The organism is Streptomyces sp. NPDC021019, from assembly GCF_044333295.1.
Lineage (GTDB): Bacteria > Actinomycetota > Actinomycetes > Streptomycetales > Streptomycetaceae > Streptomyces.
The window spans coordinates 763,994-777,733 of record NZ_JBIRQR010000002.1; the positions used below are offsets into that span (position 1 = coordinate 763,994).

Here is a 13,740-nt window from a genome sequence, read left to right on the forward strand (position 1 = left end):
TCAGGCCGCACTTCGGGCCTTCGTGTCCTCGTCGATCCACGACTTCAACTGCGCCCACACGTAGGGCGGGTAGGCAGTACCGCACCACTCGCACCGCACCGCCTTCTCCCCGGCCGCCAGACGCAGCACCGCGCCGCACAGGGCGCCCGACGGATCGACCGCCGGACAGTTCCCGATGCGGGCCCCGCGGTCCGGGGCGGGCGGCCGTATCATCGACGCCACCGACCGGGCCAGCTCCCGGATCTCTCCGGCGAACTCGCCAGCCTCCGGCCACGACACGGCGATCCACGGCATGTGGCCCAACAGCTCACCGCACGCCCGGTCGACCCGGCCCTCGGGGCTCCCGGTGTGCGCGGGCTCGGGGCGGCCGCGGTCGTGCCGGACGGCGTCGACCCAGGACTCCAGCAGCCCGGCCATGCCGCCGGGCCCGCGAACGTCGAGGACGTCGAGCGAGACAGGGATCGGTGCCGGGCCGCCCTTCCCCGTGCGGCCCTGGCCGACGCCGCCGGCCGGGGCGAGCAGCGCGCCGAGCCCGCGGTACAGGACGGGCAGGCCCTCCAGGCGGACTCGAGTGGACTTGGTGCAGCCGGGGCAGAGCATGCTGCCGGTCTCGTCGGGCTGGTCGCACAGCAGGCACACGTTCACGGCTGCTCCTCGATGGCGGCTCTGACCAGGTCCATGGCGGTGTCCCAGCCGATGTCGTACTCGCTGGTGGGTTCTTCCGGCGGGCCGGACGGGGTGTCCACGGCGGCGGACACCCTGGCGATGGCCTCGGTGGGGTCGGGGCTATCGAGCGCCTTGATGAGGTTGTCGAGGACTTCGTCGGTGTCGACCCAGATGAAACCGCCGCGCCACAGTTCGGGCATGGTGTCGTCGTCCGGGTCGATGTGGCGGCGCAACGCCAGGCGCAGCCGCTCCCGCAGGGGAGTTGTGGGCCTCTCGCCCACAACTGGGGTCCTCGAAGGGCCCCTGTCGTTTGCGGCACCCTTCGGGGGTGCCGCGACTGAGTTGTCTGAAGGAACGCTGTCGGTCGCGGGGCCACCGAAGGGCCCCGCGACCGTGGGCGGCTGCCCCAAGGTTGTGGGCTGCAGCCCCACGACAGGGGGACGGGCTGTCCCTCCGTTGGCTCCAGTCGTGTCGATACCGACACGACTGCCGGTTGCGGCCCCCTCGCAGGGGGGCGCAACCGTGTCGATACCGACACGGTTGGCCGGACCGCCTGTGTCACGCAGGTGGTTGTCGATCGTGTCGCGCAGCTGGACCAGGCGCTCCAGGGTAAGGCCGATCTCGACCGACCACGGCTCCACGTCGAGGTGGGTGATCTCCGGCAGGCGCACCATCACGCCGCCCCCAGGGGTACTCGCGATCTGAGTACCCTCCGGGTCGTAGTCGGCAGGGGGCCGCACGATCTGCTGACCCTTCTGCTCGCCCTCAAGGGTTTCGGTAGTAGCGAGACCCTTCTCGTCGTCGGTGTTCACGCGTCCCCCCACGTCCGGCTGCTGGTGTACGCAGGCCGCTCGAACCGCAGCGGCACATCGACCCGGTGACCCAGCCGGTAGGCCAGGAACTGCATGTAGAACCCGTCCCCGGCCGTCTCCCGCAGCGCCCGCCTGGAGGCGGCCCAGCCCTTCCGGTCGGCCCGCCTCCAGCCGATCTCGACCGCCGCACAGAACACGAGGATGCCGACCTCCAGGCCCAAGATCAGGGCGGTCGTGATGTTCATGCCGCGAGTCCTTCCATGTCGGGCCACTGGCACCCGGTGAGGCCGGTGGCGTTCTTCTCCGGGACGTCGGCGAGGGGGGTCCCGAGGTGGTGCAGGCCCATCGCGAGGAGGGTGTAGGCGTCGGCCATGTCGTAGCGGCCGACGCCGTCGAGCTCGATGCCGTACCGGGCCGCTATCTCGTCCCGCACCTGCCCCTTGGGGGCGGAGCCTTTTCCGGCGGCGTACAGGGCCCGGCAGGACGGCGGGACCAGGGCGTAGGGGATGCTGCGGCGCCAGCAGGCGTGGCGGACCATGACGCGGAGCCCGGCCAGGTCCTCGTGCCGGTGGGCGACGCCCCCGCCGAACGACGGGCCTTCGATGACGACGAGGTCGGCCTTCTTAATGAAGGAGGCGACCTCGTCGACGAGGTGATTGAGCCGGGGGTGACCCCGGAGGGTCTTCGGGCGGATGTAGTCGGCCCAGCCTTCGCCGGCGACACCGGTGCAGGTGAGAGAGAGGTCGAGTCCGATGACGAGCGGGCGGGCAACCGTGACCGTGTCGGTCATGGCTTCCTCCTTCTGTTCGCGAGGGGCCGGACCCGGCGGCAGTGGGCCCGGCCGGCTGTTCACGCTGCGACCGGTACGGCAGTGGCGCGGGAGAGGACTGCGGAGACGTTGCGGATGGCCTGGAGGTCGGACACGTCACCTGCGGTGCTGCCGCGCGGCACCCTGATGCCCTGGTGACGGCAGAACGCCAGCTGCTTGGGGCTCGGGGCACTGTTGCGCCAGCGGGCGGACCGCGACATCAGCGCAGGCGCCAGGCGGCGGGCGTGAATCTCGGTCCACGCCATCGCCTCGGACAGCGGCCAGGCCGGGTCCGGGTCCGGCGGCCTGATGCCGAGCCCGGCATCCCACCGCCGGACCCGATACAGCCCGGCCTCGTCGCGGACCAGGAAGAGGAACATGTCGTTGCCCAGCGGGATGAACCACGCGCCAGACTCGGTACGCAGCCATCGGGCCTTGGAGTTGTTGAACAGATCGATGTCCTCGAACTCCAGCTTGGCCAGAGCCGCCCGCTTCTCCTTCGCTTCCTGCTCGCGGACGGCGTCCTCGGCGGCATCGAGGAGCGACTGGTCGTCCTTCAGGGCCGCAAGGTCCCGGCCGGTGAGGTCGACGATGGACGCCAGTTTGTGCCGGGTCGAGGCCCCCATGACGTCGAGGACCAGGGCGTCACGTTTGCCCTCGTGGAGACGGAGGCCGCGGCCGACCATCTGGCAGTAGAGGCCGGCGGACTTGGTGGGCCGGGCGATGACGATGCAGGAGGTGTGCGGGGCGTCGAAGCCTTCCGTGAGGACCATGCAGTTCGTAAGAACCTGGAGGTTGCCGGACTTGTAGTCGTCCAGCGTCTTCGCCCGCTCCTCGCGCGGCATGTCGCCCCACACTGCCGCGGCCCTGATCCCGGCGGCGTTGAACGCGTCGGCCACCGTCTGCGCAGTGGCGACCGTCGGGGTGAAGACGACACCCGGGCGGTCGGCCGCGTGCTCCAGGTAGGCCTCGGCTATGACCTTGGCCGCCCCGGAGTCTTCGAGGGCCTGACCGAGCTGCCCTTCCTGAAGGTCGCCGTTGCGGGTCTTCACGTCGTCGAGGTTCAGTCCGTCGACGGTGACGCGCTTCCCCCGGACGTTGCACAGGTAGCCGTCACTGATCATGTCGAGGATGTCCAGGGTGTAGGCCACCTCGTGCCAGACGTCGGCGAGCCCTCCGTCGGAGCGAGTCATCGTGGCGGTGAAGCCTGCGGTAGGCACGCCGCGCCAGGCGCCGAAGTGCTCCAGGACTTCCTGGTAGCTGTCGGCAGCGGCGTGGTGGCACTCGTCCACGATGATCAGCCCGATGCGGCCGATGGCCTGTCGGCGCCGTTCGACGGCCAGGGTCTGGATGCTGGCAACGATGACGTCGACGTCGTGGTGCTCGTCCTTCTCGGCCTTGACGATGCCGACCTTGAGGTCCGGGCAGACGGCGCGGATCTTCTCGGCGGCCTGGAGGAGGAGCTCCTCGCGGTGGGCAATGACGAGGGCGCGTTCACCTGCTGCGGCCAGGGTCGCGAGGCGGGCGCGGATGAGGTTGGAGAACACGACGGTCTTGCCGGCCCCGGTGGGAAGGACGACGGCGAGGCGGGTGTGGGTGTTCTTCCAGCCGTCGATGAGGGCCTGGATGGCCGCCGCCTGGTAGGGCCGGGGCTTGAACGTTTCGGGCAGTTCAGACATGGCGGTCACCTCGGATCGGCAGTGGCGGGGTTTGCGGGGATGCTGCGGGGATGACTGCGGGGATGTTGCGGACGCAGAGAAGGGGTCCTGAGCTGGGTGGTTGCGGGGTTTGCGGGGTTCTCCGGAATGTGAGAGCAGGCCATACATATGGAGACCGGTGATTTTTGATGTGACGCATTGCGTTCTGCGTTGCGCATGGTGTGTGTTTCGCGTCCCCTATATGGGTGAGGTAGCGCCACTCCCCGCAATTCCCCGCAACCCCGTATACGCGCAGGTCAGAGCCGGTTTCGGCGTTGCGGGTAAACCCCGCAGCTTGCGGGGTTCTCCGCGCGGCGGTCACCGCTCCGCCCCCGCGGTGTCCTCCCTGACGTGCTGCTCGACCCGCCACGTGTTCTGCTTCCGGTGGCTGTCGTAGACCAGGACGACCTTGAGGTCCTCGAAGTAGCGGCCCTGCCGGGCCTTGAGCCAGTGCCCGAGCTGCTTTCCTGACGGCAGGTCCCCGTTGTGAAGCTGGGGCACGGTCTCCTTGAGGCCGAGGAGCTCCTTCACCGTGACGGCCCTGGTTCCGATCGAGGCGTGCCAGTCCGTGAGGAACGCGGCCCACTCCTGCGCCTCGTCGTCCAGGGCGGCGTTGGCCTGGCCTCGGTTGGCGAGCCAGCCAGGCACCTGGAGGTAGTCGAGGATCCCGGCGATGACGGAGGCCCATCGCGAGTAGTCGCCCATGCGGGTGTTGATGGTCTTGGCGCCCGCGGCGAGCCAGCCGCGGACCATGGTGACGAGTGCGGCGACGATGGTGGAGGCGTTCTCTTCGAGCCAGATCCGCAGGTCGCCGACGGTGAAGTTGTCGCGCTGGTCGGGGTTGGGGCAGTCGGGGTCGAGGCGGACCCACAGGGTTCGCCTCGCGTTGTCCCCGCCGGTGCGCAGGTTGTTGCCCGTGAGGACCCACAGCCTGTCGTTGGGCATGCTGACGCTGCTGCTGCTGCCGAGGAGCCGGTCGCTCCATACCGCGCTGGTGACGAGCGACGACAGGATGGGGCTCTTGATGATGTGCCCGTTGGGCAGGTTGTCCATGGCGATCACGGGGTCGCCGCAGTCCCACATTTTCGCCGTGATGGCTTTACGGAGTTCGGCGTCGTTCTCCGCCCAGGGGGTTTCGGCGAGCCCGTACAGCCGACCGAAGACGTCTTTGAGGAGCGTCTTGCCGGAGGCCTGCGATGTGCCGGTGATGACGACCAGCGGGGTCGGGCCCGGTACGTAGTGCCGGATGATCGGCGAGAGCAGCGCGCCGAGGTATTGGGCCCGGTCGGAGTCGTCAACGAAGGGGAAGTCGGCGAGCATCTGCCCGAGGACGATGTCCTTGGCCCGAGTCACGGACTCCTCGCTCACCTGCGGCTGGAGTCTGCGGAGCGGCACCTTGGGGTGCATGTAGAGGCCGGTGGCCTTGTCGTACTCGGTCGCCTGAATCAGTGACCCGTCGGGGCGGACGACCGGGGACGTGATGATGCCTCGCAGCGGGAGCAGCGGCCAGTCCTTCCGGCCGAGGATCGTGCTGCAGGTCTTCGGCATGAGGAGCTCGCGCACTTCGTCAAGCGTCTCCGTCAGCGGGTTCCTCACCATCTGGTAGGTGACGAGGTGCTCGGCGAGATAGGCCCGGAGGTTCTCGCTCGCCAGTTGCTTGACGAGGGGGTTGCCCTGGTCGTCCTCGTACACCCAGCAGGGTCCGCCGGACCGCTTGTACAGGCCGGGCAGTTGCTCGCTGGCCATGATGGCGAGCACGCCGTCGATGGCGTCGGCCTCGTTGGTGACGTCGAGCTTGGCCGTGCTGGAGACAACGCGGAGGTCGGGGCGGCCGTGCTCGTCTTCGGCGGCGTGGTGCTCGATGGCCGGTTCGAGGGCGGAGGATCCGTCGCTGAAGGGCCGGGGGCCCGGTACGGGTGCGGTGACGAGCCGACGCTGGGTTCCGTAGCCGCGGTTGCGGAGTTCTTCGGCGGCCCGCTTGAACGCCGGGCCGCTGGTGTCGCCCTGGGTGAGGTGGGTGTAGGCGGCGAACTTGTCGTAGGGCGTCCACGACTCGAAGGTGGTGGAGGTACTGAAGACGAACAGGCGGTCGCGGTCGGCGGCGTGCCCGGTCGTTGCGGAGATTCCGCGGGTCTTGCCCTTGCGTCGCCAGTAGGTGGTCGCCCCTCGGGTGAAGAGGAGGTCGAAGTCCGAACCGATGATCTGTTCCCAGTCGGTGCGGTTCTCGAAGTCGTCGCCGGCGCGGACGAATCCGTCGGGCAGCTCCCGCTTCGGGCGGGGGGCGGTTTTCGCCTTTTCGACTACCGGGAGGCTGTCGACCATGCGGCAGATCTCATGGATGGCGTCCATGGCTTCGCTGTCGATGGTGGGGATGCTGCTGGGGCCGCCCTCGACACGACGGTAGGGGCGTCCGGTGGGGTGGACGCTGCCGCAGGACGGTTCGACTAGCCCGTAGCCGCCTTCGCCGCGGGTTTCAATCTGGACGCGGACGATCTTCGCCTTGGGGTTCTCGGCAAGCTTCTGCCGCTCCTCCGGGGTGAGCTCGTCCTCGCGCGCCGGGCGGCTGGCCAGCTTTCGGTTCCCGCCCACGGGGGCCCCGTCAATGCGGGCCCGGAAGTGGCGGCCACCTCCGCCGGGCGACTCGGTTACCCAGCCAGTGAGGATGGCCCGCCATTCCTCTCCGAGCCCGGACGCCTCCATGATCTCGGTGACTTCCTCGAGGAGGCCGTCCGCGATGGCGTGGCCCTCGAACTCGATCATCTCGACGTTGCCGGAGACGGCGCCGTAGACAACGGCCACTCCGTTCGTTCCGCCCGGGGGGAACCACTGGTCGTGCTCGGCCGGGGTGGAGCGGTTGACCTTGTACGGGGTCCAGCTGCGCACGGCGGCGGCCTTGCTGCCGTCGGCCCGAACGGGGATCACGCACAGCCCGGCGTCGTCGTACTCCCGGACGTCGCCCCGCTGGTCGGGGATCTGCGCGTTGGTCACGGGTGGATCTCCTTGCAGCGGGCGTTGTGTGCGGTCTTGACGTTGGCGACGAACGCGGCGACCTGTTCGGGCCCGTGGACGGGGCCTTCGGTGGTCTGGCAGCGGGCGCATTCGTACTTGGCGCGCGGCGGCTGGCCCTCGTCGCCGAAGTCGACGAACAGGCAGGCGACTACGTGGCGGGCGGGAGCGCTCATGACTGGCCTCCTGCGAGGTGGCCGGCGGCGGTGTCGAGCCGGTCGGCGAGGTCGCGGAGCTGCTGAGCGAAGTCGCGGACCTGCTCGGGGCGGGTCATGTGGCGGCGCAGGTTCACGCTGTGGTGCTCGTAGCCGTAGGCGACGATGTACGGCTGGTGTCCGGTGATCGCGACGTACTCGACGGGCATGGCGTCGCCGTCGTCGAAGGCGAGTTCGCCGATCTCGACGGAGCAGGTGTCGTCGTAGTGCCAGTGGCCGTCGCAGCCGGGGATGCGGCAGCCCGGGGCCGGGCTGCCCAGGGAGTCCTGGGCCGCCACGGTGTTGGTCTCGGTCACGGGCGGGCCGCCTTCTCTGCGGTGCAGGCCAGCCGCTCGATGGCGTCAAGGTGACGGCGGAGCTCGGCGATCCGCGACCGGGCGCGGGCGGGGGTGTGGTCTTCGCCGAGCCATCCGACGAACACGGCACCGTCGACGGCCATGAGGTTGGCGGGGAGGACCCAGTCGCCGTCGCCGTCGCACATGACGGGGACGGCGTAGTCGGAGGCGTGCACCGCGTGCTGCCCGGTCTCGGCGCACCAGGGGTAGGCCATGCAGGCCTGGGTGCCGGTCATGCGCTGACCGCCTTGACCCAGGCGTTGCGGGCCTGCTCGGTGATGTCGGTGTACTCGACGCCAAAGGGGGCGGGGAGGTCAGCGACGTCGAGGTCGAAGGTCTTGGCGATGAGGAAGCGGACGAGGGTGTCGGTGACGCGCGGGTCCCGGCCGGGCGAGGTGAGGATGGTGATCTTCCCGCCGTTGCCGATGTGGACGCCGCCGTAGAAGTTGGTGTCGGTGATCGACGACTCGATGACCCGGATGTCCAGGCCGGTGAGGACCTGGTCGAGGGTCAGCCCCATGATCTGGGCGACGGTCGCGGTGGTCCGGGTGATGGCCGGTTCCGCCTGTCCGGGCGTCGCCTGTCGGGTGTCGGTGGGCTGTGACAAGATGTTCATGGACGTTGCCTCTCTACTGTTCACGCGGTCGGGGTGGGGCGTTCGCTCGAAGGCGTCGCAGTTACCGCTGCGGCGCTTTCGCTGTTTCCGGGCAGGAGCCCGAGGAATCGGTGGAGGTCGACGGTCCGCACGACTCGGCGTCGGCCGAGGCGGATGACCTCCAGGTCGCTGGGGAGCCGGTTCTCGGCGGCCAGTTGGTAGGTCGTAGATTCTGCGAGCCCAAGGGCACGGCCTACGGTCGGCCACAAGGGGACGAGCGCGGGCAGGTCGAGGATCTCGGCGACCGAGAGGCCGGCCGTCATGCGGACTTCTTGGTCTGCTCGTCGGCGAGGGCGAGCTCAAAGCGCTCGATCTCGGCCTGGGAGTAGAGGATGCGGCGTCCGACCTTGACGCCCTTCGGGCCGTAGCCGATGTGTCGCCAGTAGCGGACTGTGCTGGCGGCCGTGCGGTACCTGGCGGCCACATCGGCCGTGGTCAGGTATTCGCTTCCGCCGTTAGTGAGCAGCATGGACACCGCTCAACCCCCTCATGCTGTAAGCGGGCTGGACACCATGAGTATGTACCCGATGACGGCGTACTGGCAACACACAACGCCAGCGTGTAGCGTGCCTTGCATGAAAGGTGTTGATTGCGTTGGGTACTGATGAGGAGTCGGTGCCGATTCCGGCCCCCGAGGAGGCGGAGAAGCTGTTCCTCCGTCGCGTTCGGACTCGGCGGATTGAGATGGGCCTGTCGCAAGGGGACTTGGCGCAGCGCGCCAACACTCTAGGGGTGCCGCTATATCAGCAGACGGTTGCCAAATTGGAGTCCGGACACAGATCGCTGAAGTTCTCCGAAGCGGAGGCAATCGCCCGCGCGCTAGAGACCTCAGTGATTGAGCTCATGTCCTCCGAAGACGTAAGAAAGAGAGAGCCCTATCGAAACCCACCACTGAAGGCAGAAGAGCTGAAGTCCCGCATTCGCGCTTTTGAGCAGATGGTGGTCGCCCTAGTTGCACAAGGTTACAAGGCGTCTCTGGCCGAGGAAGATGCCAAGCAGCGGGCTGAACAGGCACAACATCTAGCCGCAGCAGCTTCGATGGAACGCAGACAGATCGAAGAGCGAACGGCCGTGGCGCGAACCGAGCTTCACATGGCACAGTTGCGACTCCAGCAACTGGAAGCAGCGCAAGCCTCCATTGGCTCAGCTATGCGAAATCGCCGACATGAGCTGAAGCTGAGTATCGAGGAGCTATCCGTCGCTACCAGGATCAGGCCCGAGGTCATCAAGGCGATTGAAGCCGAGGATTTCAGCTGGAGGCCTGCGGGCAATCCGAAGTCTGACGTTTACGTGCGCGGCACGATCCGCGTCCTAGCTGAATACCTTTCGCTCGACCGTGACGGCCTGGTCGATCTATATGATCGGGAGTACTCAAGCAGCGCAGATGGGATGTGACCCATGAAGGGTTCGACGTACCGCCGTTGCTACTGCCGCGACGACGACGGCAAGGCCCTCGGCAAGACGTGCCCGCAGCTGTCGTCGCGCCGGCACGGGGTCTACGCGGTACGCCAGGAGCTGCCCGCCCGCGGCGACGGAACCCGCCGGTCGTTCTCCCGCTCCGGGTACGAGACAGCGAAGAAGGCGCAGGAGGACCTCGACCGGGTCCGTGCCCTCCTCGATCTCCCCGACGGTGACGACGCCGACGGCCAGGTCCGCATCGGGGACCTGCTGGAGAACGTCAGCAAGGACAAGAAGGCGCCGCTGCCCGACCTGGAGCAGACCCGGCGCCGCTTCCGTGCCGGGCAGTCCCTCACCAGCCGCCTCACCGTCGGCGACTGGCTCGACGAGTGGCTGGAGGCGAAGCGCCGACGGAAGACGACCCTCACCGGGTACGCCTCCCACATACGGGTTCACCTGCGCCCCCGCATCGGGCACCTCCAGCTGGACCGGCTGAACGTCGGCCACCTGGTCGAGCTGTTCGACGCGATCAACGACAACAACGAGGCGATCGAGGCGGAGAACGAGGAGCGGCGCGAGCAGGAGCGCCGGGCGACGTGGGGGAAGAGGTCCCGGCCGCCGGAGTCGGAGACCGCGCGCCTGGCCGCCGAGCGGGAGAAGCTCGCCGCGATGCCCCCGTACCGCCGGGTCACGGGGCCGGCGACGCAGCAGCGGATCCGGGCGACGCTCCGCTCCGCACTGAACACGGCGATCTCGAACCAGATGCTGACGTTCAACCCGGCCTCGCACGTGGAGCTGGCGTCGGGGAAGCGGCCGAAGGCGCTGCTGTGGACGGCCGAGCACGTCGAGCGGTGGCGGGCCACGGGTGAGAAGCCGTCAGGGGTGATGGTGTGGACGCCCGTACAGGTCGGCGAGTTCCTCGACCATGCCGAGCAGGACCGGCTGTACGCCCTGTTCTGCCTGATCGCGTTCCGGGGGCTGCGCCGCGGCGAGGCGGTCGGGCAGGCATGGCCCGACATCGACCTGGCGCACGGCACTCTGCGCGTCTCGAAGACGATCATTCAGGACGGGTGGACTCCGGTGGAGAGCCTCCCGAAGACGGAGGACAGCCAGGCCGTCATCGCCCTCGGGCCCGCCATGGTGGAGACGTTGCGCGAGCACCGGGAGCGCCAGGCCCTGGAGCGGGCGGTGTGCGAGGAGAAGCGGCTGCCGTGGACGGACACCGGGAAGGTGTTCGTCCAGGAGGACGGGACGTGGCTGCACCCGGAGAAGGTGTCGGACGTCTTCCGCCGGCTCACCCGTGAGGCGGACCTGCCGCCGATCAATCTGCGGGACTTGCGGCACGTGGCGGCGACGCTGATCCACGCGGGCGGCGGGGACCTGCACGCGATCAAGGAGACGCTGCGGCACGGGACGATCCAGCTGGCCGGCGACACGTACACGAGCCTGCTGCCTCAGGTCGACCAGGAGGTGGCGAGGAAGGCCGAGTCGGTCGTCCCCCGCGCCCGCCGTTCGGGGGTATCTGACACGGCCGCTCACGCACCGCTCACGCAGGAGCCCTGAAACGCCGAAGCGCCCCACCCTGGTCTAAACCAGTTGGGGCGCTTCGATGCAGGTAGGAACGTTCCTGCCAGCAACCACATGTGTGGGGCGGGTGGGACTCGAACCCACGGCCGACGGATTATGAGTCCGCTGCTCTAACCGGCTGAGCTACCGCCCCGTTTCGGCGTGGCGCGTACAAGTGTGCGCACCGTCTGCCGCAGCATAGCCGGTCATACGATCTCTCGCTTCGAATGGCCGACTTCACCTGATCTTGAGACGGCGCTGCGTGCTGCCCGGTTGCAGGCGAGATCAAGGAGACCCGAAAGAGTCACTCCCCGGGGCCTCCGGGGCCCCGGGGAGGCATCGGCCGGGCACGCGAAAAAGGACCCCGAAGGGCCCTCTTCCGTTCCGCTCCCCCGACTGGACTCGAACCAGTAACCCTCCGGTTAACAGCCGAATGCTCTGCCAATTGAGCTACAGGGGATCGCGCTCCCCCGACTGGACTCGAACCAGTAACCTGCCGGTTAACAGCCGGCTGCTCTGCCAATTGAGCTACAGGGGATTGCTGCGTCGCTGCGAAATCGTACCTGCCTGGCGGCTGCCGGGCGGCGCGCGTTCGCTGCGACACATACATTAGCGCAAGCAGGGGGGTGCTCCGCCAATCGGTATCGCCCGGGGTGATCTCGGGTGGTCGCGGGTAGGCGGGCTGCACACGTCGCACCAAGCGTAGGCAAGCGTAGGAAGGGTGGCAGCCATGCGGTACCGGCTCACGTTCATCGCCGGAGTGGCCCTCGGTTACGTGCTCGGCACGCGAGCCGGGCGCGAGCGTTACGAGCAGTTGAAGAAGTCGGCCCGGCAGTTCACGGAGAACCCCGCCGTGCGCAACGCCGCCGAGAGCGCCGCGCACAGCGGACGGGACTTCGCGGGCAAGGCGTACCACTCGGTCAGCGACAAGGTCGGGGACAAGGTGCCCGCCTCCGTCGCCGAGCGGGTCCGGTCGCTGCGGGACCGCAGCAGTCAGAACGGCTTCGAGGACGACTGGGGGACCACCAATACCTAGGTTCCGGACCTCGTCGCGTCACGGCGGCGGTTACGGGAAACTCGCGGGGTGCGGCAGAATCACCCCATGGGCATAGTCGCGGGGTTGGACAGTTCTTCCGCCTTCACTCACATCGTCGTCTGCGACACGGACTCGGGCGCCGTGCTCCGGGAGGGGTACGCCGCCCATCCGGTCGAGGCCAAGGCCACCGAGGTCGATCCGCAGGCCTGGCTGCTCTCGCTCGGCGAGGCGGCCGCCGGTGGGCTGCTCGAAGGCGTACAGGCCATCGGGGTCTCCGCGCAGCAGCACGGGCTCGTCCCGCTGGACCAGCAGGGCAACCTCGTGCGTCCCGCTCTCCTCGGCAACGACCGGCGGGCGCAGGTCGCCGCGGCCGATCTCGTCGACGCGCTCGGCGGGCGGGGGGCCTGGGCGGAGGCCGTCGGGGCCGTGCCGGGGGCCGCGCAGCCGGTGGCGAAGCTGCGCTGGCTGGCGCGGACCGAGCCGGAGAACGCCCAGCGGGTGGCCGCCGTGCTCCAGCCGCACGACTGGCTCGTGTGGCAGCTGCTGGGCCGGCCCGCCCGGCGGACCACGGACCGGGGCGCGGCCTCGGGCACCGGCTACTGGTCGGCCGGGTCCGCCGCCTACCGGTCCGATCTGGTCGAGCTGGCCCTCGGCCACTCCGCCGGGCTGCCCGAGGTGCTCGGCCCCGCCGACTCCGCCGGGATGACCCCGGAAGGGCTGCTGATCTCCGCGGGCACCGGCGAGACCATGGCCGCGGCCTTCGGGCTCGGGGTCGCGGTGGGCGACGCGGTGGTGTCGCTGGGGGCCTCCGGGTCCGTGATGGCGGTGCACCACGAGGCGCTCGCCGACCCGAGCGGGATGATCACCTCGTTCGCCGACGCCACCGGGATGCACCTGCCGGTGGTGCACCTCTCCAACGCCGTGCGCGCGCTGCGCGGGACCGCCGAGATGCTGGGCGTGGAAGGGCTGGAGGAGCTGTCCGCGCTGGCGCTGAAGTCGACGCCGGGGGCCTCCGGGCTGGTGCTGCTGCCGTATCTGGAGGGCGAGCGCACCCCGCAGCTCCCGCACACCGCGGGCACGCTGAGCGGGCTGCGGCGCGAGTCGATGAAGCCGGAGCATCTGGCGCGGGCCGCGTTCGAGGGGATGCTGTGCTCGCTGGCCGACGCCCTCGACGTACTGCGGGGGCGGGGGGTGGAGGTGCGGCGCGTCTTCCTGCTCGGCGCCGCCGCCGAGCTGCCCGCCGTGCAGGCCCTGGCTCCGGCGGTGTTCGGCACCCAGGTCGTGGTGCCGCAGCCCGCCCAGTACGCGGCGATCGGCGCGGCCCGTCAGGCGGCGTGGGCGCTCGGGGTCTCGCAGGGCTCCCTCGACCCGCGCACTCCCCCGGCCTGGCAGGGTGCGGCGGCCCAGGTGCTGGAGCCCGGTGACGAGCTGGCGGTCGGCGGCGCGGTGCGTCAGCAGTACGCCGCGACCCGGGACCAGATCCACCCCGGGGCCTTCGGCGGCGCGCACCCGGCGTAGGCGGGCCCGGCCCGTACGCGTCGCACCC

General features: G+C 69.4%; 16 protein-coding genes and 3 tRNA genes. 4 read left to right on the plus strand and 15 right to left on the minus strand.

The genetic code is table 11. The features are described 5' to 3' along the window. The 12 genes from ACH4RG_RS14455 to ACH4RG_RS14510 all read right to left on the minus strand — a co-directional run bounded on the left by ACH4RG_RS14455 (position 1) and on the right by ACH4RG_RS14510 (position 8,663). The gene (locus tag ACH4RG_RS14455) at positions 1–645 is read right to left on the minus strand and encodes a hypothetical protein (RefSeq protein WP_398539608.1); all 645 of its coding nucleotides are present in this window, start codon (positions 643–645) and stop codon (positions 1–3) included. Further along, positions 642–947 (minus strand): hypothetical protein, encoded by a 306-nt coding sequence (locus ACH4RG_RS14460; RefSeq protein WP_398539609.1) that lies wholly within the window; start codon positions 945–947, stop codon positions 642–644. The genes ACH4RG_RS14455 and ACH4RG_RS14460 overlap by 4 nt, the downstream gene beginning before the upstream one ends. Positions 948–1,474: 527 nt before the next feature. Continuing rightward, a complete protein-coding gene (locus ACH4RG_RS14465) occupies positions 1,475–1,723 on the minus strand; it encodes a hypothetical protein (RefSeq protein WP_398539610.1) in 249 nt (82 codons plus the stop codon). Beyond that, positions 1,720–2,268 carry a hypothetical protein gene (locus ACH4RG_RS14470; protein ID WP_398539611.1) on the minus strand — a complete coding sequence of 183 codons (549 nt, stop codon included), beginning with the start codon at positions 2,266–2,268 and terminating at the stop codon, positions 1,720–1,722. Before ACH4RG_RS14470 ends, ACH4RG_RS14465 begins: the two co-directional genes overlap by 4 nt. A gap of 59 nt (positions 2,269–2,327) precedes the next feature. Then, positions 2,328–3,965, minus strand: coding sequence for a DEAD/DEAH box helicase (locus ACH4RG_RS14475; protein ID WP_398539612.1), 1,638 nt, complete (start codon positions 3,963–3,965; stop codon positions 2,328–2,330). A 336-nt stretch (positions 3,966–4,301) separates the two neighbouring features. Next, positions 4,302–6,971 carry a bifunctional DNA primase/polymerase gene (locus tag ACH4RG_RS14480; RefSeq protein WP_398539613.1) on the minus strand — a complete coding sequence of 890 codons (2,670 nt, stop codon included), beginning with the start codon at positions 6,969–6,971 and terminating at the stop codon, positions 4,302–4,304. Beyond that, complete coding sequence (locus ACH4RG_RS14485; protein ID WP_398539614.1) at positions 6,968–7,165, minus strand: hypothetical protein; 198 nt, start codon at positions 7,163–7,165, stop codon at positions 6,968–6,970. Before ACH4RG_RS14485 ends, ACH4RG_RS14480 begins: the two co-directional genes overlap by 4 nt. Then, positions 7,162–7,500 (minus strand): hypothetical protein, encoded by a 339-nt coding sequence (locus ACH4RG_RS14490; protein ID WP_398539615.1) that lies wholly within the window; start codon positions 7,498–7,500, stop codon positions 7,162–7,164. The genes ACH4RG_RS14485 and ACH4RG_RS14490 overlap by 4 nt, the downstream gene beginning before the upstream one ends. Further along, positions 7,497–7,775, minus strand: a complete 279-nt coding sequence (locus tag ACH4RG_RS14495) for a hypothetical protein (protein ID WP_398539616.1) — start codon at positions 7,773–7,775, stop codon at positions 7,497–7,499. The genes ACH4RG_RS14490 and ACH4RG_RS14495 overlap by 4 nt, the downstream gene beginning before the upstream one ends. Next, positions 7,772–8,155, minus strand: a complete 384-nt coding sequence (locus ACH4RG_RS14500) for a hypothetical protein (protein ID WP_398539617.1) — start codon at positions 8,153–8,155, stop codon at positions 7,772–7,774. Before ACH4RG_RS14500 ends, ACH4RG_RS14495 begins: the two co-directional genes overlap by 4 nt. A 20-nt stretch (positions 8,156–8,175) precedes the next feature. Continuing rightward, complete coding sequence (locus tag ACH4RG_RS14505; protein WP_398539618.1) at positions 8,176–8,457, minus strand: DNA-binding protein; 282 nt, start codon at positions 8,455–8,457, stop codon at positions 8,176–8,178. After that, complete coding sequence (locus tag ACH4RG_RS14510; RefSeq protein WP_398539619.1) at positions 8,454–8,663, minus strand: helix-turn-helix transcriptional regulator; 210 nt, start codon at positions 8,661–8,663, stop codon at positions 8,454–8,456. The genes ACH4RG_RS14505 and ACH4RG_RS14510 overlap by 4 nt, the downstream gene beginning before the upstream one ends. A 125-nt stretch (positions 8,664–8,788) precedes the next feature. Here ACH4RG_RS14510 and ACH4RG_RS14515 point away from each other — a divergent pair, with 125 nt between their 5' ends. Further along, positions 8,789–9,589 carry a helix-turn-helix domain-containing protein gene (locus ACH4RG_RS14515; protein ID WP_398539620.1) on the plus strand — a complete coding sequence of 267 codons (801 nt, stop codon included), beginning with the start codon at positions 8,789–8,791 and terminating at the stop codon, positions 9,587–9,589. 3 nt (positions 9,590–9,592) lie between these two features. Next, complete coding sequence (gene xerC / locus ACH4RG_RS14520) at positions 9,593–11,155, plus strand: tyrosine recombinase XerC (protein ID WP_398539621.1); 1,563 nt, start codon at positions 9,593–9,595, stop codon at positions 11,153–11,155. A gap of 83 nt (positions 11,156–11,238) precedes the next feature. Here xerC and ACH4RG_RS14525 read toward each other — a convergent pair. The 3 genes from ACH4RG_RS14525 to ACH4RG_RS14535 form a co-directional block, all read right to left on the minus strand. Beyond that, positions 11,239–11,312: transfer RNA gene (locus ACH4RG_RS14525), tRNA-Ile, on the minus strand. A 233-nt stretch (positions 11,313–11,545) separates the two neighbouring features. After that, positions 11,546–11,618, minus strand: a tRNA-Asn gene (locus tag ACH4RG_RS14530). Between the two features lie 5 nt (positions 11,619–11,623). Next, positions 11,624–11,696 (minus strand) — tRNA-Asn (locus ACH4RG_RS14535). A 192-nt stretch (positions 11,697–11,888) separates the two neighbouring features. On the opposite strand from ACH4RG_RS14535, the gene ACH4RG_RS14540 reads away from it, so the two are divergent. Together ACH4RG_RS14540 and ACH4RG_RS14545 are read left to right on the plus strand one after the other, a co-directional pair. After that, positions 11,889–12,194: a YtxH domain-containing protein gene (locus tag ACH4RG_RS14540; RefSeq protein ID WP_361883877.1), complete on the plus strand. Its 306-nt coding sequence runs from the start codon at positions 11,889–11,891 to the stop codon at positions 12,192–12,194. A gap of 66 nt (positions 12,195–12,260) precedes the next feature. Beyond that, positions 12,261–13,712: an FGGY family carbohydrate kinase gene (locus tag ACH4RG_RS14545; protein ID WP_397916715.1), complete on the plus strand. Its 1,452-nt coding sequence runs from the start codon at positions 12,261–12,263 to the stop codon at positions 13,710–13,712. Positions 13,713–13,740 lie beyond the last annotated feature (28 nt).

Coding starts and splice junctions, on each gene's coding strand:
- ACH4RG_RS14540 (WP_361883877.1), top strand. CDS start 11,889: ATGCGGTACCGGCTCACGTTCATCGCCGGAGTGGCCCTCGGTTACGTG.
- ACH4RG_RS14500 (WP_398539617.1), bottom strand. CDS start 8,155: ATGAACATCTTGTCACAGCCCACCGACACCCGACAGGCGACGCCCGGA.
- ACH4RG_RS14465 (WP_398539610.1), bottom strand. CDS start 1,723: ATGAACATCACGACCGCCCTGATCTTGGGCCTGGAGGTCGGCATCCTC.
- ACH4RG_RS14510 (WP_398539619.1), bottom strand. CDS start 8,663: ATGCTGCTCACTAACGGCGGAAGCGAATACCTGACCACGGCCGATGTG.
- ACH4RG_RS14545 (WP_397916715.1), top strand. CDS start 12,261: ATGGGCATAGTCGCGGGGTTGGACAGTTCTTCCGCCTTCACTCACATC.
- xerC (WP_398539621.1), top strand. CDS start 9,593: ATGAAGGGTTCGACGTACCGCCGTTGCTACTGCCGCGACGACGACGGC.
- ACH4RG_RS14475 (WP_398539612.1), bottom strand. CDS start 3,965: ATGTCTGAACTGCCCGAAACGTTCAAGCCCCGGCCCTACCAGGCGGCG.
- ACH4RG_RS14505 (WP_398539618.1), bottom strand. CDS start 8,457: ATGACGGCCGGCCTCTCGGTCGCCGAGATCCTCGACCTGCCCGCGCTC.
- ACH4RG_RS14485 (WP_398539614.1), bottom strand. CDS start 7,165: ATGAGCGCTCCCGCCCGCCACGTAGTCGCCTGCCTGTTCGTCGACTTC.
- ACH4RG_RS14495 (WP_398539616.1), bottom strand. CDS start 7,775: ATGACCGGCACCCAGGCCTGCATGGCCTACCCCTGGTGCGCCGAGACC.
- ACH4RG_RS14470 (WP_398539611.1), bottom strand. CDS start 2,268: ATGACCGACACGGTCACGGTTGCCCGCCCGCTCGTCATCGGACTCGAC.